The organism is Microcoleus sp. K4-B3, assembly GCF_036704615.1.
GTDB lineage: Bacteria > Cyanobacteriota > Cyanobacteriia > Cyanobacteriales > Microcoleaceae > Microcoleus.
The window spans coordinates 21,459-42,985 of record NZ_JAUBSF010000008.1; the positions used below are offsets into that span (position 1 = coordinate 21,459).

Genomic DNA, 21,527 nt, shown 5'->3' on the forward strand with positions numbered 1-21,527 from the left:
ATAATTCGCAATTTGGATTTCCGAAAATGCCGCCATCGCTGCAATTGCGACAGTATCAGCGAGTGGCGGTTGCTAATTGGTTTGCGAATCAGGGACGCGGTACGCTGAAGATGGCGACGGGTAGCGGCAAGACGATTACTGCGCTGGCGATCGCCACTGAATTATACAATAAAATTAACCTGCAAGTCCTGCTCGTAATTTGCCCTTACTGCCACCTGGTGAATCAGTGGGCGCGCGAATCGGAGAAATTTGGTTTAAAACCTATTTTGGCTTTTGATAGCGCCCGCAGTTGGCAAAATAAGCTGGCTGCGGGTTTGTATGAAGTGCGATCTGGCGATTCCCTACGGGATAGCTGCGCTTCACGGGCATTTCTTACAATCATCACTACTAATGCTACCTTAATGGGAGATAGTTTGCAATCGCAACTGCGCTATTTCCCAGAAAAAACCCTGATTATTGGAGACGAAGTTCACAATTTAGGCGCGCCCCGTTTAGGAGAAAGTTTGCCTCGCAATATTGGACTGCGACTTGCCCTTTCCGCCACCCCAGAAAGGCATTTCGACGAACAAGGAACCGAAGCTATTTTAGATTATTTCGGTCCTGTTTTGCAGCCAGAACTTACCTTAGCCGACGCCATCCGCCAAAAAGCATTAGTACATTATTTATACTATCCAATTTTAGTAGAATTGACCGAATCCGAAACCCGCAAATATTCCCGCTTAACTCAAAAGATTGGCTGGGCGCTTTGGGGCGATGAAAAAGTAGAAGAAAATGATGCTTTAACGACTTTATTAATGCAGCGAGCTAGGTTAATTGGAGCGGCGGCTAATAAATTAACAGCTTTGCGAGAACTAATGATTCACCGTCTCGACACAGCCCACACTTTATTTTACTGCGGCGACGGTGCGATCGAAGGAGGTGCGCGCCGAAATAACCACCGCCAACTAACAGAAACCGCGAAGTTATTGGGTTCCGAATTAGGCTACCGAGTTAACACTTATACGGCGGCGACTCCTTTAGCAGAAAGAGAACGCTTGCGCCAGCAATTTGAGAGTGGAGAATTGCAAGGTTTGGTAGCGATTCGGTGTTTGGATGAAGGCGTTGATATTCCAGCAATTCGCAATGCTGTAATTTTAGCAAGCAGCAGCAATCCGCGCCAGTTTATTCAGCGCCGAGGACGGATTTTGCGGCCGCATCCGGGGAAGGAAAGGGCAACTTTATTTGACATGATAGTTTTGCCTCCAGATTTGGGCAGGGAAACCTTAGAAGTCGAGCGCAATTTGCTGCGAAAAGAGTTGAAGCGGTTCTTGGAATTTGCCGATTTAGCCGACAATGCTGGGGAAGCTAGAGTGAAATTGCTGCAACTTCAGAGGCGTTACGGACTATTAGACATTTGACATTTATTAAGGTTCGGTTTATGTTTGAGAATATAGAATTATTTGATCGCAGTTTTAGTTGCTAGTTTAGTTCGCGATCGCACCCAGACTTCAGAAACCAGGTTTCTTTGTAGATTTCTCGTGACTGTTCGCAAAACTCGTAGAAACTGGGTTTCTCGCCCATGAGCCTAGGCCCTGTATATTTTAATCTTTGCAAAAAAATATGACTGAAAATCTGAATGAAAATTTGATTATGGCATTTAGATATGAAGATAGTGCGATCGCAGCCGTACCGACAAGTATTTTAGCAGAAAATCGTTCTTCTTATCAAACTCATCAGGAATTGAGCGACGTACAGGAACCAATTACTAGCGCGCCGCCCGAAGTCAGACAAATTATCGAACGGGTATTAGAAATTGAAAAAGATAAACTGTACATGAGGGCTCCCCGCTATATTAGCGATGACATTTTGAAAGTTATTAAGGAAGCAATTGTATGAAGCTGATTTCAATTAGTCTGTGCAATTTCCGGCAGTTTTTCGGCCAAACACCCGAAATTAAGCTAGCCTGGGGCGCGCAAAACATTACAGTGATTCACGGCAATAACGGTGCTGGAAAAACAGCTTTGATGAATGCCTTTACTTGGGGACTTTACGGAAATCTGAGCGCGGGTTTTACGGAAGAACAATCAGTAAATAAACGCGCTATTGCGGAAGCAAAACTGGGCAAACGAGTACCTTGTTGGGTGGAAATCGTGTTTGAACACGACAGCAAGCGCTACCAAGTAAGGCGCAGTTGCCATGCTTACAAAAGTCAAAATAGTGTCGAACACAGCAAAGGCGAATTGTTTATGCAGGTAGCAAAAGATGACGGCCGCTGGATGCTACCGCCCCAGCATCCTGATGATATTATCGGACGAATTTTGCCGGAAAGTTTGCATCAATATTTCTTTTTTGACGGGGAGCGAATCGAGCAAATTGTCCGCCACGATAAGAAAGCAGAAATTGCTGAAGCTACTAAGGAATTGCTGGGAGTAGAGGTGCTGAATCGCTCGATTAGACATTTGGGAGATGCCAGAAAGTCTCTAGAAACAGATTTAAGAATGATTGGCAGTTCCGAAATTAAAAAACTTTTGAAAGAGAAGCAAAAATCTCAAAAAGAGGCAGAACAATTTTCGCAAACAAAATTAGAACTTGAGCAAGAATTGATTCATCAAGGCGAGTTAAGAAAAGCAGTTAACGGTGATTTGCTGCTACTGGGCGGTGCCGCCGAATTGCAAAATTTGCGAGACGAATTGGAAAAGCAGCGCCATTTATTTAAGCAACAAATTTCACAAGCTACAGATGCTCTAAAACGCTCAATATCTATGCGCGGTTACGCGGTATTTCTGTCAGATGCGGCGGCTGAATTTGAAGTGATTGTCGGGGGTTTACGAGAAAAAGGCGAGTTGCTTTCGGGGATTCAGCGACCGTTTTTGGAAGAGTTATTAGCGCAGCAGCGGTGTATCTGCGGTGCGGAATTAGTGGAGGGTTCTGAATCTCACCAACAGGTTAGCGGTTGGATGGATAAGGCAGGTGTTGGCGATGTGGAAGAAACAACTATTCGGATTAGCGATCGGGTAAATGAAATTGACAGGCAAGTGGCTGATTTTTGGGAGGAAATTGACCGACAGCAAGGCAATATCAGCCGTGACAGAACCGAACTTTCTCGGGTGGAAAATCAGCTAGACGATATTCACAACAAGCTGCGAAATTTTCCTGACGGCGATGTCAGCCGCTTGCAAAAGCGCTTGGATGAAATTGAGGCAAAAATTGGCGATTTGCACCGGGAAACAGGCTCTAATCAGCAGCAGATTGAGAGTTTGAATGCGTCGATCGCGAATCTGGACAAGCAAATCGACAAGCAGCAACTGAACGAGCAAAGGCAAGTATTAGCTCAGCGCCGGATTGCTGCGACTCAGGATGCGATCGATCGCCTAACTGAAGTGCGATCGCGCTTAGAAAAACAGTTTTGTTCTCAGTTGGAAAAGCGGGTGCAAGATATTTTCAGTCAAATTTCTTTTACTCCTTATATCCCTAAGTTGAGCGATAAATACGAACTAACGCTAGTAGAAAATACGTCGGGTAAAGAATCTTTGGTTGCCGCTTCTACAGGAGAAAATCAAATTCTCAGTTTATCGTTTATCGGCGGAATTATTGAGGGTGTGCGTGAGTGGAGTCAAAAGAATACTTTGATGGGCCCGGATAGCAGTACGTTTCCAATTGTGATGGATTCTCCCTTTGGGAGTTTGGACGAGATTTATCGCAAGCAAATCGCGAATAAGCTGCCAAAGTTGGCGAATCAATTGGTAGTTTTGGTAACGAAAACTCAGTGGCGCGGAGAAGTTGCTCAAGAAATGGAAAGTTGCACCGGTAGGGAATACGTGCTGGTATACAATTCTCCGAAAGCTGATTGTGAAGAAGATGCGATCGAACTGGGCGGGACGCGCTATCCTTTAGTTAGGCGCAGTCCGAATGAATTTGAATATACAGAAATTGTAGAGGTGGATTATGGCTTCTAATTCGGCAATTACGCAGGTTTTGGAAACGGATATTTGGGTGAAGGCGACGTGGGAAGAGTTTCTGAATTTTGCTGAGGATTCAGCATGGGAAAAGGGCAAGTTTTATTACTATCAAGGAAACATGAGGGTAGAAATGTCACCAGTAGGGCCATTGCACGCGCGTCATAATTCAATCATCCCGTATGTAGTTATTCTGTTTGCTACATTGAGAAATATCCGAGTAGTTCAATTTGCTAATGCCAGTTTTAGGAAAGCAGGTATTCGCGAGTTTCAACCTGATTTAGCTTACTACATCGGTTCAGATTTGAGAGTTCCTCCTAATGACAGCAATTCACCTGTTGATTTGGATGAATACGATCCGCCTAATTTGGTAATAGAAATTGGTGCATCTTCTTTTAACGATGATTTAGGCAGTAAGCGGTTGCTTTACGAAAATGCAGGAATTAGTGAATATTGGGTTGAACGTGCAAACACGCGGGAGGTTTTTGCGTTTGCGATTAATGGCGGAGGTAGCGGGAGAATTCAAGAGTCGCGGGTTTTACCGGGGCTGGAAATCGCCTTAGTTGAGGAAGCTTTGAATCGGAGTCAAACGCAAGATGATGGGGAAATTAATCGCTGGTTGATTCAAACTTTTAGTCAAGGTTGAATGGAGTTTGACGTGGAATTTGAATATACAGAAATTGTAGAGGTGGATTATGACTTCTAATTCGGCAATTACGCAGGTTTTGGAAACGGATATTTGGGTGAAAGCGACGTGGGAAGAATTTCTGAATTTTGCTGAGGATTCAGCATGGGAAAAGGGCAATTTTTATTACTATCAAGAACACATGAGGGTAGAAATGTCACCAGTAGGGCCATTGCACAGTCGTCATAATTCAGTAGTTTCGAGAGTTGTAAATTTTTATACTGCTTGTAGAAATATCCGAATAGTGGAGTTAATTAATGCCATTTTTCGCAAAACAGGTATTCGGGAATTTCAACCTGATTTGTCTTATTATATAGGTGCAGATTTTGAATTACCTCCTCGCACGAATACGCCCATTAATTTGAATGGGTTTGCACCTCCAGCTTTAGTGGTGGAAATAGGAGCATCTTCTAGTGCAGATGATTTGGGAGTAAAGCGTTTAATTTACGAACATTCGGAAGTCCAAGAATATTGGGCAGCTAATGCAAATACGAATGCAGTATTTGCCTTTGCTATTAGTGCGGGAGGGAGTGGGACAATTCAAAATTCACTGGTTTTACCTGGCTTAGAAATAGCGTTAATTGAGGAAGCTTTGAACCGGAGTCAAACAGAAGATGATGGGGAAATTAATCGCTGGTTGATTCAAACTTTTAGTCAAGGTTGAAGGGAGTTTGACGTGGAAAAAGAGTATCATAAGTTGGTGCGCGATCGCATTCCTGAAATTATTCGCCAAAGTGGGAATGAATGCGAGGTTGTAATTTTGTCGGATGCAGAATACCGTCAAGCTTTGCGGCAGAAATTGATTGAAGAAGCGGGGGAAGCGGCCTCCGCCCACGAGCAAGATTTGGTGGCGGAATTGGCGGATTTGTATGAGGTAATAGATGCGGTGATGGCGAGTTTTGGCATTTCGGGCGATCGACTTTTGGCGGAACAAATGAAGCGGCGGGAAGCAAGAGGAGGTTTTGCACAAAAAATTATGTTGTTGCGGACATTCTGAAAATTATCTGCGTTAATCTGTGTTTATCTGCCTCTAATCTGCGGTTACTCTATCAATCAAATTACTCAGTTAAAAATTACATATTAATCCCAATGGCTGCTAACAAAATTAGAATTGCTAAAGATAAAGCGGAGTTAGTCAAATCCTTAACTTTATCGGATAACAACTCCGCGCCATTTCAGACTTACGCCGATGTCATCGCTTTCGCCGCATCCTTGGGAAAACAGCGAAAAAAACGATCGCCTTTGGGGGAAATTTCTAAACGAGAACCGGGTGCGATAGATGTTGATATTTTTGTATCGAGGGGTTACGATATGGCGATTAAATTAATTGCGATCGCCGAAACCAAAAATCCTCAAATTCTCTCCCATCTCGACGAACAATTGGAAGCAGAACGCTTGCAAATTTTTGAAGAATATGCTAATGGCGGACTGGAAATTTTGCGCGAAGAGTTGCGGGGCGCGGCGGATTATACCGATCGCCTGTTGTTGGTTTTGATTTCTGAAAGAGACAACCAACATCGGTCAAATGAAGAATTCGATTTAAGCAAATTTTTATTTTAATAGATTCCAAATGAAGCACATCCCAAAAGATATAATCAAGAGATGCTTAAAGGAATCTGCAAAATTTCTTGCTTACAGTTACTCAGCATTTATTATCTGCTATTTCCTTCTCAAACTAATCTTTTGGGATCGAATAGGAATTATTGCCTTAATTAGCACTTTTATCCCCTTAATTTTCTTCCCTACTTTCCTGCTTCCCATCATCGGATTGTTAATTATCAAAAAAAGATGGTTCACTATTATTTCTGCGATCGCCTGCCTTCTCCTAATAAGTTGGCTGCACGTCAAATACTTTTCTCCCGCACGCATTAACATCACAGACTCGCAGCCCAGCATCAAAGTTTTATCCCATAACCTCAGTTGGCATAAAACTCAGTCACCTACTTTATTTAAACTGATTCAGCAGCAAAAACCCGATATTATCTTTTTACAAGAAATCGTTAGGAAACATACCGAAAGAGCTTTCACCTGGTTAAAAGCAGACTACCCCTATCAAATTGGCACTCCCCCTGTAGGGATTCTCAGTAAATATCCGATTGTATCTAGCGAAATACTGCACTTAGCCAGCCATCCAGAAACGCAGCAGCGGGCAATTATTAAATTTAACGGACAAGAAGTAGTGATTTACAATATGCAAGCTACCGGGCCATGGTTGAAGATATCTAAAAAATTGCGTTTTCTCAAAATTCCCGTTTACAAATATGACAAACGATCGCCTGAAATTCAAGACTTAGTGCAGCGAGTTGAGCGAGAAACTCTGCCAGTAATTGTCGCGGGCGATTTTAATATGACAGACGAAACTCAAGACTATGACAGGGTGCAGAAAGTCATGCAAGATGCTTTCCGAAAATCGGGATGGGGGTTTGGTTTTACCTGGCCTCACGGTTGGGAACTTAAATTCTTGGTAAAAAGGTCGAATTGGAGATTAAATTATCCGGTTTTCCGGATTGATTATATTTGGTATTCAAAGCATTGGGGTGCTAAATCGAGTTCGGTGTTTGAGGCAACCGAGTCCGATCATTTGCCTGTAGCAGCAGAATTAATTTTGTTAAAATGAAGCGGTATAAGCAACAGCATCAACCAAACTTAAGATCGATCGCCCGCTCTCGGAAAACTCCACTAATCAGGGTAATACCCACAGTACATAATGGTATAATTTAAATCTACCAGTGCAGAATTTGGTAACGAGTATTATAGACCCCTACTCGCAGAAGACCCCCTACGCAGTGAAACAAAGCGCGGGTTTCCTGGGAGGTTTAGATGAAGAAGTTGAGTAGGAAACGATCGATGGCGTCACCCGCCATCGATCGTTTCCTACCGAAGTGTAGCTATTGATTGAAGTCAAATTTTGGCTCAAATCTATCTATGTTGAACAACTTTCAACTCAGAGGCAGAATGCTACTTGGCTACGAGCGGGCCATTCGCATTAATTGCAGGACTAGCGCTCGGTGTCTATAGTACATCGCAAACAGTTCGTAAGAACTTGGAGGAAGCATTGCAAGCAGTAGAAGCTGCGAGGATGTCAGACTACATTGAATTGAGAGTGTCAGAAATGGGCAGACAGTCAAGGGGCTATGCTCTGACCATTGAAAAAGAATCGCTCGATCGCTACGAAGCGGGTGTCAAGAAGCTGAATGAAACTGAAAAACAAGCCTTAACTCTGATTCGCACAGACCTCAGCAATAAAGAAAAAGAACGGATGACCCATTATTTTATAGCAACGTTATTATAAAGCTTCAACCTATCGTGTAAGATGGGGCGATCGCTTCTTTGGAGGACAAAACACGATCGCCAGAACCACACAGGAGGCTCAATGACATTGAGCCGATCGACTTTGCCAGGAGGCGACCGCCCGCCAACGGGGACTGGATGACAAAGTAGTCTTCGTTGGAAAATAGAGAAGTTTCACGCCCGCAATAGCATTCATCAATCTTGAGGAAATTCCTATGACATTTGCGGATCAGAATCTCACCAAGAAGCGCCCAGATAGTTTAAAAGACTTTTTTTTACCCCGACGTGAGAGTTACTTTCCATCCTCTGCCGATTGGAGAAATGAAGTCCTCTATTTTCTCTTACCCGATCGCTTTAGCGATGGTCAGGAAGACACACGCCCTCTACTTAATCGGCAGCAACTCAATCAGGCCCGACCTAATCTGCCAAATGGACAGTCTTGGCAATTTGACAAGTGGGCAGAATCCGGAGGCGATCGCTGGCAGGGCGGGACGCTCAAAGGATTAGAGTCAAAACTGGATTATCTCAAGCAACTAGGCGTGACGACAATCTGGGTAGGGCCAATCTTTCAGCAACGGGGTCACTTGGATAGCTATCACGGTTACGGCATTCAAGATTTTCTAGAAGTCGATCCTCGCTTTGGGACTCGCCAAGATTTGCTCAGTTTGGTCGCCCAAGCGCACGAAAAGGGGCTACGCATTATCCTGGATATCATTTTTAACCATTCAGGATCTAACTGGTTTTATGCTCCTGGTACCCCTGGGGGAGAATGGGAACCACCCTATACACCTGGTTGGTATCAGTTTGGGTCGTGGGTAGGCGATCGTGGACAACCCATTGCGGGGCAACCTCAAACGGACGCGGAAGGAGTTTGGCCGATCGAACTCCAGGAACCAGATTGCTATACTCGTGCCGGAAAGGGCGATTTAGGGCGGGGGGATCTCGATGATCCCAATGCCGAATTCCGGCGTTCGGATTTCATTACGCTGCGAGATTTTCAGTTGGACTATCCCCATCTCTTAGATAACTTAGCCCGATGTTATAAATATTGGATTGCACTGACAGACTGCGATGGCTTTCGGATTGATACGCTCAAGCACGTTACCTACGAGCAAGCCCGAAATTTCTGCGGGGCGATTAAGGAGTTTGCGGCCAATCTGGGTAAGAGTGACTTCTTTTTGGTAGGAGAAGTCGCAGGCGGAGACTATAACGAAGACCGTTATCTGGATGTAGTAGGGCAAAACTTAAATGCTGCGTTGGATATCGGCGAGATGCGGGGAAATCTTAACCAGGTTGCCAAAGGGCTGATGGACCCAAGAGCCTACTTTAACGGGTTTGAGCCAGGGAACGCTGTAATGGGGTCGCACCGGAATCTCGGGCGGCGTCATGTTTCAATTTTGGACGATCACGATCATGTCTTCGGTGAAAAAATCCGCTTTTCCAGCGAAGCTGCATCGGATCATCAGGTGATTGCGGGAGTGGCATTGCAACTGTTCACGTTGGGGATTCCCTGCATTTACGCGGGAACCGAGCAGGCATTGGCGGGGCCAGAACCATCTGAACGCAAGTGGTTGCCCGACTGGAAAAAATCCGATCGCTATTTGCGGGAAGCAATGTTTGGCCCCTCGCATCCCCGGCAATCGGGAGTAGCAGGACTGCAAGCCTTCGATCAAAACTTACCCGGCTTTGGGCCGTTTGGGACAGCGGGTGCTCACTGTTTCGATCCGAATCACCCTGCCTATGTTCGGATTGCGGCAATGGTGGCACTCCGCAAAAAGTTCCCTGTGCTGCGGTTAGGACGACAGTATTTGCGGCCAACCGCGATTCCCTTCTTGAACTTGCCCTTTGGCGATCGCGGACTCAGTGGAGAAATTATTGGTTGGTCACGGGTTTTAGACGATGAAGAAGCGGTTTGCGTGCTAAACAGTCATGGAACGGATAATCGAGGAGCGAGAGTGTTAGTGGATGCCTATCTCAACCCGATCGGGAGTTCAATGACAGTAATTCTGAATACGGCCCAAGTAGGGAATCCGGGTTACACGGGTCCTCATCAGGTGGGCCGGGCGGTGTCAGTGCAGCGACAAGATGGGACTGCCTATGTCGAAATCCAACCGATTCCAGCATCCGAATTTTTGATTTTGACGAATCATCCCTAAAGTCAAGCTGAGGTAGTGCGATCGCCGGCATCAACCAGTCGGTGACATGACCTTGAGCAAATCAACTTTGCAACGCCGTGCGATCGCATATCTTGAATGGGCGAAAGGAGCGATCGAGTCAGTGCAGTTTCTAGTCCACTGACTCGATTAACTTTGTCAGAGTGCGATCGCAAATCTAGAGTACGAGAAAAACAATAAATTGGCGCAGCTATGTGCAGTCGATCGCCGATCGTGAAAAAACATCTGCGTGCATCGTGGCACGGGCGTCCCGCCTGTAGTTCCGAAGCGGTGACCAAATCAACTCAGCACCGGCGGCAATCCTACTTCTTGCGGCTGCACAAATCGGCCATTAAAACTAACAGCTTTATCCTCAAAAGTCCTCGCTTGGGCAACCGCTTGCCGCAAATGAGCCCGATCCATATCGTCCTCAATTCCCGCGACCAAATAGACCATTAACTTCGCCGCTAAATCCTTTCCAGAAACTAGCATTCGCTTTTTGTTCGGATCGTACAAAATCCCGTACCACGCAGACTCAGGATTGTCCATGCGGCTAAATCCTTCATCGACATCGAATCTGCGGAGTTTGTCGAAAATAGATTTCAGGGAAAGTTTCTTTCTAAATACTAGAATTCCCAAAGCATTAGCTAAAGCAACTTGACCGACTGGACGGAACAAAAGATTTCCCTCACCCCCTGGCTTTTCAAAACTAAATCGGCGCAATTCGGCGGTTTCTTCGCCGCTTTCAATTCTTTGATAGCTGGGTAAAGTTGCTAAATGATCGAACAATTTTTTAAACTCTTCAATTCCCTCTTTTAGTTCTTCATCTTCGGGACGCATGGGAATTAAACCTTTTCGTTCCGGCTTCCAATGAGGGAATTTGTATTCTAAATACCGTTCAGACATATCTTGCAGCGCTTGCAATGTGGTTAAGACAGTTGATTTTGCTGCGACTGTCGCGCTGTCCCAATTGACGCGGGGGTTTCTGTCTTCTTGTTCTTTTAATAAGGGATGGGTGACGGCAATTTTTCGGGCTGCGATCGCAAATCCGTTGTCCTCGTTCAATAATGCTAGCTGACCCTGACTCAGCGTTACCGCCATTAGGTTAACGTGCACAAAGATCGATCGCACGCGCCGTTGTGCTTGCTGTCGCGTTTCCCCCGCTACCGCCGCCGGGATAAACTCAATCCCGATTTTTTCGTGAGCTAATTTATACACTGTTTCGGGGTCGATTTGATACTCTTCTGCTAAATCTTCGAGAGTAATTGCAGCCCCGACAGGTTTTTTATTTTTGTTGTATCTTTGCAGGATTCCGGTTTTAATCAAACTCATTAAACCTTGAACTCCCATCAGCCGATGCTGGCCGTCTAAGGCAAAAATTGAGACTTTTTGAGAGACATTCAAAAGCCCTAAGTTCTCGTTTTTATCAAACGATGTAAATTCAGCAGCAGATTTAGTTGCTACGCCATTTTTATCCCATTCCTCGGCTAGGGGATTGTCTACCCACGGAGGACTGACGACTACTAAAACTGCGGGGAATTTGTGCGATTTTCGGGCTGCTAAATATTGAGTTAGGGCGGCTTGGCGCGACCAATCTAAGGGACGCTGGATAATTTCGTCAATGGTTTCGTCGTCGCGGACGATGTTGTTGGTTTGGAGGTCAAATTTTTGGCGGAAAAGCGGCATTTGCGAGGCGAAACGGACGCGAGAGTCTAACCATTCTAGGGTTACTGAACCGATGTATGCTTCGCTGTTTCCCATCTGGGTTTTTTGTACGAAAATGCGATCGTCCTTTCCTAAATAATTATCTAATAAAAGTGCGATTTCCTGTCTGTCGCTATTTTCTTTTTCTAATATTTTGCTAGCGAGGTCATCCGCTGGGTGGGTAGTCATTGGCGGTTTTTATATAATTAGGCTATTTTTTCAAAAAATATCATATATTAAAGTTTATGTCAACACTTGTTTTTAAAAAAACATTGTGAAATACTTAACTTATTCCCTAATAGCCCACCGTAATACCATAAAATTTGCAAAAAGTCAATAGCTATTAATGCCCCATGCCCCATGCCCCATGCCCCATGCCCCATTCCCAATGCCCCATGCCCCATTCCCAATGCCCCATGCCCCATTCCCAATGCCCCATGCCCCATGCCCCATGCCCCATTCTAAAATATGTCTACTCCTTCCTTTGAATACATTTTGCCGGTAATTCGGGGCATTCAAGCGGGCCGCGAATATTACGTGTCGATGTGTCCGGTGCGTTTTTTGCCGAAATTGTTTCCCTTTGAATCTGAAGATTTGCCGCCGTCTATGCGGGCGAAACGCGGGCTTAACAAAGCTAGGATTCCCGAAATTGCTGAGTATTTTGTTAAGAATCCTACAAATTATACTTGTGGGGCAATTGCTGCTTCGATTGATGCGGATATTACTTTTGAAGCAGTGGGAAATGAGGCCGAAGAACGGAAAATCGGTCGCTTGCGAGTGCCGATGGATGCTAAGTTTACTATTAATGACGGACAGCATCGGCGGGCGGCTTTTGAGATGGCTTTGAGGGAAAATCCGCAGTTGGGATATGAGACGGTGGCGCTGATTTTGTTTCTCGATATTGGGTTGGAAAAATCGCAGCAGATGTTTGCTGATTTGAACGGTTTTCAAGTTCCTTTGGAGGCGTCACTCAGTCTACTTTACAACCACCGGGACGATGGCGCTTTTGTGGTGAAGGCTGTTGTTAAGCAGGTTGAGGTTTTCCGGTGTTTGATGGAGATGGAGAGGGGGAGTTTGAACGGGCGATCGCACAAATTGTTTACGCTGAGTGCGATCGATCGTGCGATCGTGGCTTTGCTGTCTAATATTCACGGCAGCGAACAGGCAAAACCCTCCGGTTCTCGCACCAAAAAAGAACAGAAAGAGGAAGAACTTGCTCAAAAAATACAACTGGCGGTTAGTTATTGGAATGCAGTTAGCAGTTTTATTCCCGATTGGCAATTAGTTCTGCACAAGCAAGTTGCGGCGGCGGAAATGCGCCGGGATTGCGTACACTGTCACAGTGTTGTGCTTGAGAGTTTGGGAGAAGTTGGGGCGGCTTTGCGATCGGTTTTTCCTGAGAGTTGGGAGGAACGTTTGAGCTTTTTGCGGCAGGTTGATTGGTCGATTTCTAATCCTGATTGGGAGGGTGGGATTTTGTTGAAAGGGGGGATTTCGCGATCGAGGGCGAGTGTTAGTTGGATGACTGATTATTTGAAAAATCGGTTGGGTTTGGAAACCGCAGATGCAGCACAGGCGGGACGCCCGTGCCACACTAAAAACTAGCTGTGAGTTTAATTTAAATAGCGTCGAAACGGTTCTGCAAGAATGCCCAAGATTTGGTCTAGCTGAGTAATAAAATATTCAGTCAAATCAATTTTTAACAACTGATTTTCTAGAATTAGGAATTTCCAGTTTGTACCAGTTGAAACTGCTCCATAAATTGCGGATTGTTCTTGCCCTTTGCGGGCATTAAATATTTGAGCTGCTGCCATCTGAGCCGCACACTGTCCCAAGCCTATTCTAATATCGTTGTCTTTTGCTTCCACCAATGTCAAAACTGGGGCAGTCACCAATGATTGATTGCTCGATGCGCTGAGGAGAAAGTCACAAGCCCCGGTTAATCCTTTGCTCTCTTCTACGTTAAATATGTTGCCAGAAAAGTAGCCAATTTTATTATTAAAAGTGCGCCGTATTTCGAGTAGAATGGGAGTGAGGATTAATTCCGAGCGAGCTTTTTCCGTGCTGATACTTGAGGCTAAGTCTAAAGCTTCGTCTAGAGTTTGTTTGAGGCGTTCTGAAGGTGCGATCGGGGTAATTTGGCTGAATAAGTGGGGAATGTCTTCAACGGTTAGATCCAGGGTTGAGACGGCTTGGTCGATGGTTTTGAAGTCGCTGTAGGACATATTTGATTTGGGTGAGAAATATGATTTTTTTAACCGCAGATGCACGCGGACAGTGATATAATTATCTCCTGTTTAGGCTAGAAAATTAATTTTTAGTCTGCTGACACTGCTTAAATTGTCTAGTTTCTGCATTATGGTTTTGCCTTGTGGCGCTTAACCCTCTGTTGACAATAGTGTAAAATTTCATATCCGATTTTATTTAATCCTAGCGGGAGGAGAAAATGACTACAGGAGAAGAGTCCGAAAATAAAAATCTAGCGTACTATCGCAATTGTTTTTCTCAGATTAAGGTAGGCAAGAATAAACAAGGAGGTAACGCTCTAAATCAGCCAATACTCCTACTGTCTGTAATTGATTTAATTACACAAGGCTTACTTGATGAGAACAATATTACTGTTTCCGATCAATTAGTTAACACCTTCAAAAGATACTGGTCTGTATTGAGTTCTGACAGTTTTGAGGAGATTGATTTTGCTATTCCGTTTTTTCATTTAAAAAACAAGAAACCTAAATTTTGGCACGTTGAATTTAGCGAACAATACACGGGAGGACGCCCTCAAACCATCAACTCTTTAAGAAGAGATGTTGAAAGAGCGAAAATAGATGGTGAATTATTTGATTTATTGCGAGACTATAATGCCAAAAAAGAATTAATAGATATACTGATATCTGCCTGGTTTTCCTCAAGCCAAAAACAGATAGAAGATGTTTTAACAATAAATCAGTCTCTCCAAGATTCTACCTGGAATGAATTAGAGAGTATTGAATCTAGTGATACAGAGGTACAACCAAAGGTGTATTTACGAAAATCTTTGTTTAGAGAGGCTATTTTCCGTAAATCCGTCGTGCATTTGTATGATTACCGATGTGCTTTTTGTCGATTGAAAGTTACACGTTCGCTTAGTCAAAGTATTGTAGATGGCGCACATATCAAGCCATTCTCTGAGTTTTATGATAATAGACCAGATAATGGGCTCTCACTCTGTAAAAATCATCATTGGGCATTCGACCGAGGATGGTTTGCTGTTGACGATCGTTATCAAATTATAGTGGCTAGCGATCTACAAGAGGACTCACCATACCCTAGATTAATGAGATAGTTTCACGGAGAACAGATTCTTTTGCCAAGTTTAGAGCAATATTATCCGAGAAAAGATGCGCTTCAGTGGCATCGCCAAAATGTGTTTACTTTAAAATCAAAACGGAGTTCTAGAAAATGAATGATTTACAACAAATGTCACTATTTCCGCCCCGCAATATTAGCGATTTAATGGCAGACATAGAAATTTTGAAAAAGGAAATTCAAGAGCTTTATTGTCAAGATGAACTCCCACTTGTAATCGGTTGGAGTGGCGGCAAAGATAGTTCCGCAGTCCTACAGCTTGTCTGGTATGCGATTGCAGAGTTGCCAATTGAGAAACGCCACAAAAAAATTCATGTTTTAACAAATGATACACTGGTAGAAAACCCTATAGTAGCTGCTGGAGTACATAATTCTCTAAAACGGATGAAAGTTGCAGCCCAAGAACAGGGAATGCCAATAGAAACTCATTTAACTTATCCAGCCGTTCAAGATACCTTTTGGGCGTGCTTAATAGGTAAAGGATACCCAGCACCGAGAAACCGATTTAGATGGTGTACGGAACGATTAAAAATACAACCAACAGGTTCTTTTATTCGTGAAATAATTAGAACTAGCGGCGAGGTAATTCTTGTTCTAGGTACTCGCAAGGCTGAAAGTGTTAAACGCGCCGCAAATATGGCTAAACATAGGGAGTGGCGGGTAAGCGAACGCCTTAATGCTAATCCCACTCGCCCTAACTCTTATATTTACCTTCCCATTGAAGACTGGCGAACAGATGAAGTGTGGCTTTACTTGATGCAGTGGGATAATCCTTGGGGAAATAACAATAAAGATTTGCTAACTATGTATCGAGGTGCAACAGCCGACAATGAATGTCCTTTAGTTGTTGATACTTCTACTCCTAGTTGTGGAAATTCTCGCTTTGGCTGCTGGGTTTGCACAATGGTAAGCCAAGATAAATCAATGGAGGCAATGATTCAAAACGATGAGGAAAAAGAATGGATGCAGCCTCTCCTTGATATTCGCAACGAATTAGACATTCCAGACGATCACCCAAAAAGAGACTTCCGCCGCATCTACGGTAGAGTAGAACTGTTTGAACGCAACATGGGCGACGACACAACCTCCGTCGAACCCATCCCAGGGCCCTACACCAAATTCTGGCGAGAACACTGGCTGAGACGAGTCTTGGAAGCACAAACCCACATCCGCAAAACCGCACCCCTAGAAATGCGCGATATCACCTTAATTACCCCAGAAGAACTTAGCGAAATCCGCCGCATTTGGCTGGAAGAAAAGCACGAATTTGACGACAGTTTGCCCCGGATTTACGAAGAAGTTACGGGCGAACCTTTTGAAGATTCCCGTCCCGCCGCTGAAAGAAAACTCCTCGGTAGCGACGAATGGGCTGCGATCGAAGAGATTTGCAGCGAGGACAAAATGCACCTCGAATTGATGGCAAAACTCCTTGATACAGAACGCCAATACTACACCAAGCCCCGCCGTACAGGCATTTACGCCGATTTGGACAAATGCTTTGAAACCAGTTCGCGATCGAAGGAAGAAGCGATTGGCAACGCCCACTATCAACGCAATTTAAAAAAAGCGGTGGAAGATATTAAAGCAAATCCGACGGAAAACATTCAGCAATTCAAAGATGCGATCGCCCAAACCAACAGTTCCGCCAAAAACGATACCGTTGATATTGCTAAACTTAAAGAAGAACTCGAAAGCAATAGCAATCAAAGCAGACAGCTATCTTGGGCGGACATCAAATTTTCACCGCCAAATTCAGGAGAGGAAAAACCTAGCGATTAGCACGCGCTAGCCTGCGGTTAAACCCAAACTTGTTGACAGCCACCCCGCCGAGCTATCGGATACAATAGGCTGTCAACTAACCTCATTATTACCCAACCCTCATCGTTTAAATTACAAAATTTTTACGACCATGATTAATCCTAATATTCCCCATCAGGAGCTTACATACAGCATCATCTGCTGTGCAATGAGAGTACACCGGAGGACGCAAAAAGGTTTAAGAGAAAAACATTACCAAAGAGCCTTTGATGCAGAAATGATAGAAGCCGGTTTAACAACAGAAATGGAGTATCCCAGACAACTTTACGACGGTGAAGTTTGGATGGGAATCCTCTATCTAGACCATTGGGTGAATGAAGGTATTGTAGTAGAGGACAAAGCCGTAAATTATCCAATGACCGATAAAGATAAAGCTCAAATAATAGCTTACGTAGCAGCTACAGGAGCGCAAGTAGGTTTATTTATAAACTTTGGACGCAGCAAATTAGAATATCACCGCATCCTCCCACCAAAATCTGTACAAGGTTGGCAGAAACACATTCAACCATACTTGTGGACGCCGAAAACAAGTGGCAGGGGTTGGACAAGAGGAAGTTCAGGAACCTATGAAGAAACAGATGCGGAACTCCCCTTACCTCCCAGCATTAGACCCCAGAAGCAGGAGGAAGATTCAACCGATGTGATTGATTGGTAGCAAGGGGGGGGCGGTTAGCCACGGATTTTGTAACGGATGTAACGGATGATTAGTGGGTGATTACCAAATCCGCTGCTAATCGCCCCCCACCAACCACCCAGCCGTTAAATCCGCTGCTAATCGCCCCCCCACCAACCACCCAGCCGTTAAATCCGCTGCTAACCGTCCCCCCACCAACCACCCAGCCGTTAAATCCGCTACCAAATCCGTGGCTAACCGCCCCCCCACCAACCAACAACATCTACATCTACAATGCAATTCCTCGAACTCGTCCTCAAAAACTTCGGCCCCTATGCAGGCACCCAAACCATCAATCTCCGCCCCGAAAAAGACGGAAATCCCTGCCCAGTCATTTTATTTGGCGGCATGAATGGCGGCGGCAAAACCACCCTCATGGACGCCATTCGCCTCGCCCTCTACGGCGGCCGCGCCCAATGTTCTACCAGAGGCAATTTAAGCTATAGCGACTTTCTCAATCAATGCCTCAACCGCCACACTCCCCCATTAGAAGATACCCGCGTCGAACTAACATTTGAACAAGTCCAAGACGACAAATTAACTCAATTCAAAATAGTTAGATACTGGAAAAAATTAGACATCAAAGACACCTTAAGCATTCTCATATACAGCGAGATTGTCAGCGATTGGTGGTCGGACAAAGCAATTACTAACACCTGGGACGAATACATCGAAACCCTTTTGCCCGTCGGAATATCTAACCTATTTTTGTTTGACGGCGAACAAGTAAAAGAACTTGCAGAACTCGAAACACCGCCAGAGTTTGTCGTCGGGGCGATTAAATCTCTTTTAGGTTTAGAATTAGCAGAACGCCTCGCCGTCGATTTAGAAATATTAGCCGGCCGCAAGCGGAAAGAAATTGCTGGCAAAAAAGACTTGGCTGCTTTAGAGAAAATTGAACAAACTTTTAAGAAAATTACTGATGAAATAGAGTTAGCTAAGCAAGAACAAGCCAGCTTTAAAAACGAAGTAGATAAAGCTCAAAAAAATCAGCAACAAGCATCAGAAAAGTTTATTTATGAAGGGGGAAAAATTGCCGCCGATCGCAGTCAGCTAGACAGCAAGCTAAACGACTACAGAAATCAGGCAGACAAAACCCGTCAAGCCATGATGGAATTGGCGTCAAATACGCTACCACTCGCCCTAATTTCGCCCTTGCTAAGTGAAGCCAAAATTCAAGCAGAAACCGAAGCCAGCCAGCAGCAAGCAAAGATTGCCCAAAATGTTATCAAACAAAGAAGCGATCGCCTTCTCAACTATATCGCGGAAATCTCGTTAAATCCCCAACAGCTAGATAAAATTCAAGACTTCATCCGCCAAGAAAACCAAGAACTCGAACAGCAAGCCGGAACAGACGCCCCGCCCTGGATGAACGCCGACAACAACAGCATCCAGCAACTAGAAAACCTTCTTAGCTACCAAATCAAAGCCCAGCAAATTCTAGCCCGCGACCAAATAGAAGAAATCAAAAGCATCGAAGCAGAAATCGACTTTACAGACAGACAACTCGCAGCCGCAGCTTCCCCCGAAGCCTACGAAAAACTAGAAGAAGAAGTCAGGAAAGCCCAAAAAGCAGTCGCTATCGCAGCCGCCGCCTTGGAATCAGCCAACCGCCGCGTCGATGAATTAGAGAGAGAATTAGCCAAAAACCAAAAAGAACTAGAAAACTACAGCAGCGAATACATCACTATCAGAAACAGCCAACACGTCATCGCTTCTATCGCCAAAGCCCAAGCCACCCTGAAACTCTTTAAAGAAAAACTCACCCTCAAAAAACTCAACAAACTCGAAATAGAAATTACCGACTGTTTTCGCTACCTGTTGCACAAAACCGACCTCGTACACAGAGTTGCGATCGACACTCAAACATTTAGCCTCTCCATTTACGATCCAGAAGGCAAACCGGTACCCAAACACCGACTTTCAGCCGGGGAAAAACAATTGCTGGCGATCGCCTTTTTGTGGGGATTGGCTAGAGTATCCGGGAGACAATTGCCAGTTGCGATCGACACTCCCTTGGGCCGCCTCGACTCCTCCCACAGAAACAACCTAGTCGAACGCTATTTCCCCTCGGCCAGCCACCAAGTCATCCTGCTTTCTACCGACACGGAAATTAGAAAAGTAGAATACGAAAAACTCCAAGAATTAGAGGCGATCGCCCACAGCTACCTCCTCAAATACGACTCTGCCAAACACCAAACTACCGTCGAAAAAGGTTACTTCTGGGAATAAAAATTCGCTCCAAAAAATAGCCGCAACCCCCTTGACTTTGCTGGGGAGTTGCGGTAGTATATATAGGATAATGGGATGGTTGCGAAAATTTTATTTTTGCCACCATCCCATTATTAAGGATAAATCCTACTACAATCACAATACCAAAAAACAACCTTTTTATCAAGTCGCGCCGTGTAAAAATTTGTTAATTTTTTCTAGTTATCTAGAGGCTTTGCTTCCCGAATATTAACACTTTTTACAATATACCAAACACTCTCAAACTCATGGAACCACCAGTCGATCGCATCCGCCTCTCCCAAACAGGCAAAGACCAACTATCAAAACTGAAACGATCGACCAAAATCGATCAATGGAATATTTTATGCAGGTGGGGATTTTGCCGATCGCTCGCGGAGCCCAGCATCCCATCCCCAGTACCAATTCCCAGCGACAGCAACGTCGAATTAAGCTGGGATGTCTTCGGCGGCGACATGGCCGATATCTTGATAATTGCCCTCAAGCAGCGGTGTCACCAAGACAATTTAGGCACAGAAAAAGAAACTCTAGCGAAACAGTTTCGCCTGCACTTGCACCGAGGGATTGGTTATTTGGCCGGCGATCCGAATATTAAGAAAATCGAAGACTTGGTGGCGATCGCCCTATCGCCAGAGAAATTAAGAAATTAACTGATTGTTGACAGTTGACAGTTGACAGTTGACAGTTGACAGTTGTTATTGGTTATTAGCAGGCCCAAGCGAGCAACAAATAAATAACAAATAACCAATAACCAATAACCAATAACCAATGACTTCTTACTTCAGTAAAAGCGGGAAAAAATGACCTACTGGCCCTTGACCTTCCCCAATATCCAAAGCATATTTGAGAGCAGTAGTAACATAATCCTTAGCCAATGTCACCGCCGTAAACAAATCTTTCCCCAAAGCCAAATTAGCAGCGATCGCAGCACTCAAAGTACAACCAGTCCCGTGAGTATTCCCAGTATCAACATTTTCAGTCTTCAACACATCCAACCGCGTACCGTCAAACCAAACATCAATTCCCCGCAAATCTCCCTTCATCCCGCCGCCTTTCACCAAAACAGCCTTTGCGCCCAAACGGTAAATCTGCTGCGCCGCCGATCGCATATCATCTACAGAATCAATCTCTAAACCGCTCAAAATAGTCGCTTCAAAGCGATTTGGAGTCACAACAGCAGCCATTGTAATCAAAACATCCTGCAAAAAGGCGATCGCCCCCTCATCAATCAATCGATCGCCCGATCGTGAAACCATCACCGGATCGACAACCAAATTCCCCATCTTTAAACTCTCCATCTGCGAAGCCACCGCCACCATAATTTCCCGGTTCAACAGCATCCCAGTCTTCACAGCATCCACCCCAATATCCCCAACCACCGCCTCAATTTGAGCCGCCACAGCCTCCGCAGACAAAGCATCAACTCGCATCACCCCCAAAGTATTTTGAGCCGTCACGCAAGTCAAAGCACTCGTACCGTGCACGCAGTGAAACGCAAAAGTCCGCAAATCCGCCTGAATCCCGGCCCCGCCGCCACTGTCAGATCCAGCCACAGTCAAAGCCACAGGAATCTTCGATTTAATCATCTTTTTTCAACCGCAGATAAACACAGACACATCCCAATAATATCTGGGTTCATCGTGGCACGGGCGTCCCGCCTGTGCTTCCGA

The 21,527-nt window shown here is 44.8% G+C and carries 21 protein-coding genes; 16 read left to right on the forward strand and 5 right to left on the reverse strand.

Going from position 1 to position 21,527, the window contains the following annotated elements; translation table 11 throughout:
* The first annotated feature begins 26 nt into the window (after positions 1-26).
* The 10 genes from QUA78_RS06225 (at position 27) to QUA78_RS06270 (ending at position 10,067) form a co-directional block, all read left to right on the forward strand.
* Positions 27-1,397: a DNA phosphorothioation system restriction enzyme gene (locus QUA78_RS06225; RefSeq protein WP_333301923.1), complete on the forward strand. Its 1,371-nt coding sequence runs from the start codon at positions 27-29 to the stop codon at positions 1,395-1,397.
* Between the two features lie 202 nt (positions 1,398-1,599).
* Complete coding sequence (locus QUA78_RS06230; RefSeq protein ID WP_333213104.1) at positions 1,600-1,875, forward strand: hypothetical protein; 276 nt, start codon at positions 1,600-1,602, stop codon at positions 1,873-1,875.
* Positions 1,872-3,935: an AAA family ATPase gene (locus QUA78_RS06235; RefSeq protein WP_333301906.1), complete on the forward strand. Its 2,064-nt coding sequence runs from the start codon at positions 1,872-1,874 to the stop codon at positions 3,933-3,935. Before QUA78_RS06230 ends, QUA78_RS06235 begins: the two co-directional genes overlap by 4 nt.
* Positions 3,925-4,581, forward strand: a complete 657-nt coding sequence (locus QUA78_RS06240) for a Uma2 family endonuclease (protein ID WP_333301907.1) — start codon at positions 3,925-3,927, stop codon at positions 4,579-4,581. Before QUA78_RS06235 ends, QUA78_RS06240 begins: the two co-directional genes overlap by 11 nt.
* A 49-nt stretch (positions 4,582-4,630) precedes the next feature.
* Complete coding sequence (locus tag QUA78_RS06245) at positions 4,631-5,284, forward strand: Uma2 family endonuclease (protein ID WP_333301908.1); 654 nt, start codon at positions 4,631-4,633, stop codon at positions 5,282-5,284.
* Between the two features lie 12 nt (positions 5,285-5,296).
* Positions 5,297-5,617: a nucleoside triphosphate pyrophosphohydrolase gene (locus QUA78_RS06250; protein WP_333301909.1), complete on the forward strand. Its 321-nt coding sequence runs from the start codon at positions 5,297-5,299 to the stop codon at positions 5,615-5,617.
* Positions 5,618-5,709: 92 nt separating this feature from the next.
* Positions 5,710-6,180 carry a DNA phosphorothioation-associated protein 4 gene (locus tag QUA78_RS06255; RefSeq protein ID WP_333301910.1) on the forward strand — a complete coding sequence of 157 codons (471 nt, stop codon included), beginning with the start codon at positions 5,710-5,712 and terminating at the stop codon, positions 6,178-6,180.
* Between the two features lie 10 nt (positions 6,181-6,190).
* Complete coding sequence (locus QUA78_RS06260) at positions 6,191-7,237, forward strand: endonuclease/exonuclease/phosphatase family protein (RefSeq protein ID WP_333301911.1); 1,047 nt, start codon at positions 6,191-6,193, stop codon at positions 7,235-7,237.
* 462 nt (positions 7,238-7,699) lie between these two features.
* Complete coding sequence (locus QUA78_RS06265; protein WP_333398665.1) at positions 7,700-7,912, forward strand: hypothetical protein; 213 nt, start codon at positions 7,700-7,702, stop codon at positions 7,910-7,912.
* Positions 7,913-8,126: 214 nt separating this feature from the next.
* Positions 8,127-10,067, forward strand: a complete 1,941-nt coding sequence (locus tag QUA78_RS06270) for an alpha-amylase family glycosyl hydrolase (protein ID WP_333301913.1) — start codon at positions 8,127-8,129, stop codon at positions 10,065-10,067.
* A 2-nt stretch (positions 10,068-10,069) separates the two neighbouring features.
* On the opposite strand, the gene QUA78_RS06275 is transcribed toward QUA78_RS06270, so the two are convergent.
* Together QUA78_RS06275 and QUA78_RS06280 are read right to left on the reverse strand one after the other, a co-directional pair.
* The gene (locus QUA78_RS06275) at positions 10,070-10,363 is read right to left on the reverse strand and encodes a hypothetical protein (protein ID WP_333301914.1); all 294 of its coding nucleotides are present in this window, start codon (positions 10,361-10,363) and stop codon (positions 10,070-10,072) included.
* Between the two features lies 1 nt (position 10,364).
* The gene (locus QUA78_RS06280) at positions 10,365-11,957 is read right to left on the reverse strand and encodes a DGQHR domain-containing protein (RefSeq protein WP_333301915.1); all 1,593 of its coding nucleotides are present in this window, start codon (positions 11,955-11,957) and stop codon (positions 10,365-10,367) included.
* Positions 11,958-12,236: 279 nt separating this feature from the next.
* Here QUA78_RS06280 and dndB point away from each other — a divergent pair, with 279 nt between their 5' ends.
* On the forward strand, positions 12,237-13,373 hold the full coding sequence (gene dndB / locus QUA78_RS06285) for a DNA sulfur modification protein DndB (protein WP_333301916.1): 1,137 nt from the start codon (positions 12,237-12,239) through the stop codon (positions 13,371-13,373).
* 8 nt (positions 13,374-13,381) lie between these two features.
* Here dndB and QUA78_RS06290 read toward each other — a convergent pair whose 3' ends face one another.
* Complete coding sequence (locus QUA78_RS06290; RefSeq protein WP_333301917.1) at positions 13,382-13,993, reverse strand: hypothetical protein; 612 nt, start codon at positions 13,991-13,993, stop codon at positions 13,382-13,384.
* A gap of 221 nt (positions 13,994-14,214) precedes the next feature.
* Between QUA78_RS06290 and QUA78_RS06295 the strand changes: the two genes are divergently transcribed.
* The 3 genes from QUA78_RS06295 (at position 14,215) to QUA78_RS06305 (ending at position 17,589) form a co-directional block, all read left to right on the forward strand.
* Positions 14,215-15,093, forward strand: coding sequence for an HNH endonuclease (locus QUA78_RS06295; RefSeq protein ID WP_333301918.1), 879 nt, complete (start codon positions 14,215-14,217; stop codon positions 15,091-15,093).
* A 116-nt stretch (positions 15,094-15,209) separates the two neighbouring features.
* Positions 15,210-16,895 (forward strand): DNA phosphorothioation system sulfurtransferase DndC, encoded by a 1,686-nt coding sequence (gene dndC / locus QUA78_RS06300; RefSeq protein WP_333301919.1) that lies wholly within the window; start codon positions 15,210-15,212, stop codon positions 16,893-16,895.
* 130 nt (positions 16,896-17,025) lie between these two features.
* Positions 17,026-17,589 carry a GxxExxY protein gene (locus QUA78_RS06305; protein ID WP_333301920.1) on the forward strand — a complete coding sequence of 188 codons (564 nt, stop codon included), beginning with the start codon at positions 17,026-17,028 and terminating at the stop codon, positions 17,587-17,589.
* 49 nt (positions 17,590-17,638) lie between these two features.
* Here the strand turns inward: QUA78_RS06305 and QUA78_RS06310 are convergent, their stop codons facing one another.
* Positions 17,639-17,830 carry a hypothetical protein gene (locus QUA78_RS06310; protein WP_333301921.1) on the reverse strand — a complete coding sequence of 64 codons (192 nt, stop codon included), beginning with the start codon at positions 17,828-17,830 and terminating at the stop codon, positions 17,639-17,641.
* An 11-nt stretch (positions 17,831-17,841) separates the two neighbouring features.
* On the opposite strand from QUA78_RS06310, the gene dndD reads away from it, so the two are divergent.
* Positions 17,842-19,839, forward strand: a complete 1,998-nt coding sequence (gene dndD, locus QUA78_RS06315) for a DNA sulfur modification protein DndD (protein ID WP_333398667.1) — start codon at positions 17,842-17,844, stop codon at positions 19,837-19,839.
* 266 nt (positions 19,840-20,105) lie between these two features.
* Positions 20,106-20,507, forward strand: coding sequence for a DNA sulfur modification protein DndE (dndE, locus tag QUA78_RS06320; protein WP_190660605.1), 402 nt, complete (start codon positions 20,106-20,108; stop codon positions 20,505-20,507).
* Between the two features lie 126 nt (positions 20,508-20,633).
* On the opposite strand, the gene thiD is transcribed toward dndE, so the two are convergent.
* Positions 20,634-21,443 carry a bifunctional hydroxymethylpyrimidine kinase/phosphomethylpyrimidine kinase gene (gene thiD, locus QUA78_RS06325; protein ID WP_333398669.1) on the reverse strand — a complete coding sequence of 270 codons (810 nt, stop codon included), beginning with the start codon at positions 21,441-21,443 and terminating at the stop codon, positions 20,634-20,636.
* Between the last annotated feature and the right edge of the window lie 84 nt (positions 21,444-21,527).

What these genes read in the sequence shown, in the direction of transcription:
- QUA78_RS06225 (WP_333301923.1), top strand. Translation starts at nt 27, where the DNA reads ATGCCGCCATCGCTGCAATTGCGACAGTATCAGCGAGTGGCGGTTGCT.
- QUA78_RS06230 (WP_333213104.1), top strand. Translation starts at nt 1,600, where the DNA reads ATGACTGAAAATCTGAATGAAAATTTGATTATGGCATTTAGATATGAA.
- QUA78_RS06235 (WP_333301906.1), top strand. Translation starts at nt 1,872, where the DNA reads ATGAAGCTGATTTCAATTAGTCTGTGCAATTTCCGGCAGTTTTTCGGC.
- QUA78_RS06240 (WP_333301907.1), top strand. Translation starts at nt 3,925, where the DNA reads ATGGCTTCTAATTCGGCAATTACGCAGGTTTTGGAAACGGATATTTGG.
- QUA78_RS06245 (WP_333301908.1), top strand. Translation starts at nt 4,631, where the DNA reads ATGACTTCTAATTCGGCAATTACGCAGGTTTTGGAAACGGATATTTGG.
- QUA78_RS06255 (WP_333301910.1), top strand. Translation starts at nt 5,710, where the DNA reads ATGGCTGCTAACAAAATTAGAATTGCTAAAGATAAAGCGGAGTTAGTC.
- QUA78_RS06260 (WP_333301911.1), top strand. Translation starts at nt 6,191, where the DNA reads ATGAAGCACATCCCAAAAGATATAATCAAGAGATGCTTAAAGGAATCT.
- QUA78_RS06265 (WP_333398665.1), top strand. Translation starts at nt 7,700, where the DNA reads ATGTCAGACTACATTGAATTGAGAGTGTCAGAAATGGGCAGACAGTCA.
- QUA78_RS06270 (WP_333301913.1), top strand. Translation starts at nt 8,127, where the DNA reads ATGACATTTGCGGATCAGAATCTCACCAAGAAGCGCCCAGATAGTTTA.
- QUA78_RS06280 (WP_333301915.1), bottom strand. Translation starts at nt 11,957, where the DNA reads ATGACTACCCACCCAGCGGATGACCTCGCTAGCAAAATATTAGAAAAA.
- dndB (WP_333301916.1), top strand. Translation starts at nt 12,237, where the DNA reads ATGTCTACTCCTTCCTTTGAATACATTTTGCCGGTAATTCGGGGCATT.
- QUA78_RS06290 (WP_333301917.1), bottom strand. Translation starts at nt 13,993, where the DNA reads ATGTCCTACAGCGACTTCAAAACCATCGACCAAGCCGTCTCAACCCTG.
- QUA78_RS06295 (WP_333301918.1), top strand. Translation starts at nt 14,215, where the DNA reads ATGACTACAGGAGAAGAGTCCGAAAATAAAAATCTAGCGTACTATCGC.
- dndC (WP_333301919.1), top strand. Translation starts at nt 15,210, where the DNA reads ATGAATGATTTACAACAAATGTCACTATTTCCGCCCCGCAATATTAGC.
- QUA78_RS06305 (WP_333301920.1), top strand. Translation starts at nt 17,026, where the DNA reads ATGATTAATCCTAATATTCCCCATCAGGAGCTTACATACAGCATCATC.
- QUA78_RS06310 (WP_333301921.1), bottom strand. Translation starts at nt 17,830, where the DNA reads ATGTTGTTGGTTGGTGGGGGGGCGGTTAGCCACGGATTTGGTAGCGGA.
- dndD (WP_333398667.1), top strand. Translation starts at nt 17,842, where the DNA reads ATGCAATTCCTCGAACTCGTCCTCAAAAACTTCGGCCCCTATGCAGGC.
- dndE (WP_190660605.1), top strand. Translation starts at nt 20,106, where the DNA reads ATGGAACCACCAGTCGATCGCATCCGCCTCTCCCAAACAGGCAAAGAC.
- thiD (WP_333398669.1), bottom strand. Translation starts at nt 21,443, where the DNA reads ATGATTAAATCGAAGATTCCTGTGGCTTTGACTGTGGCTGGATCTGAC.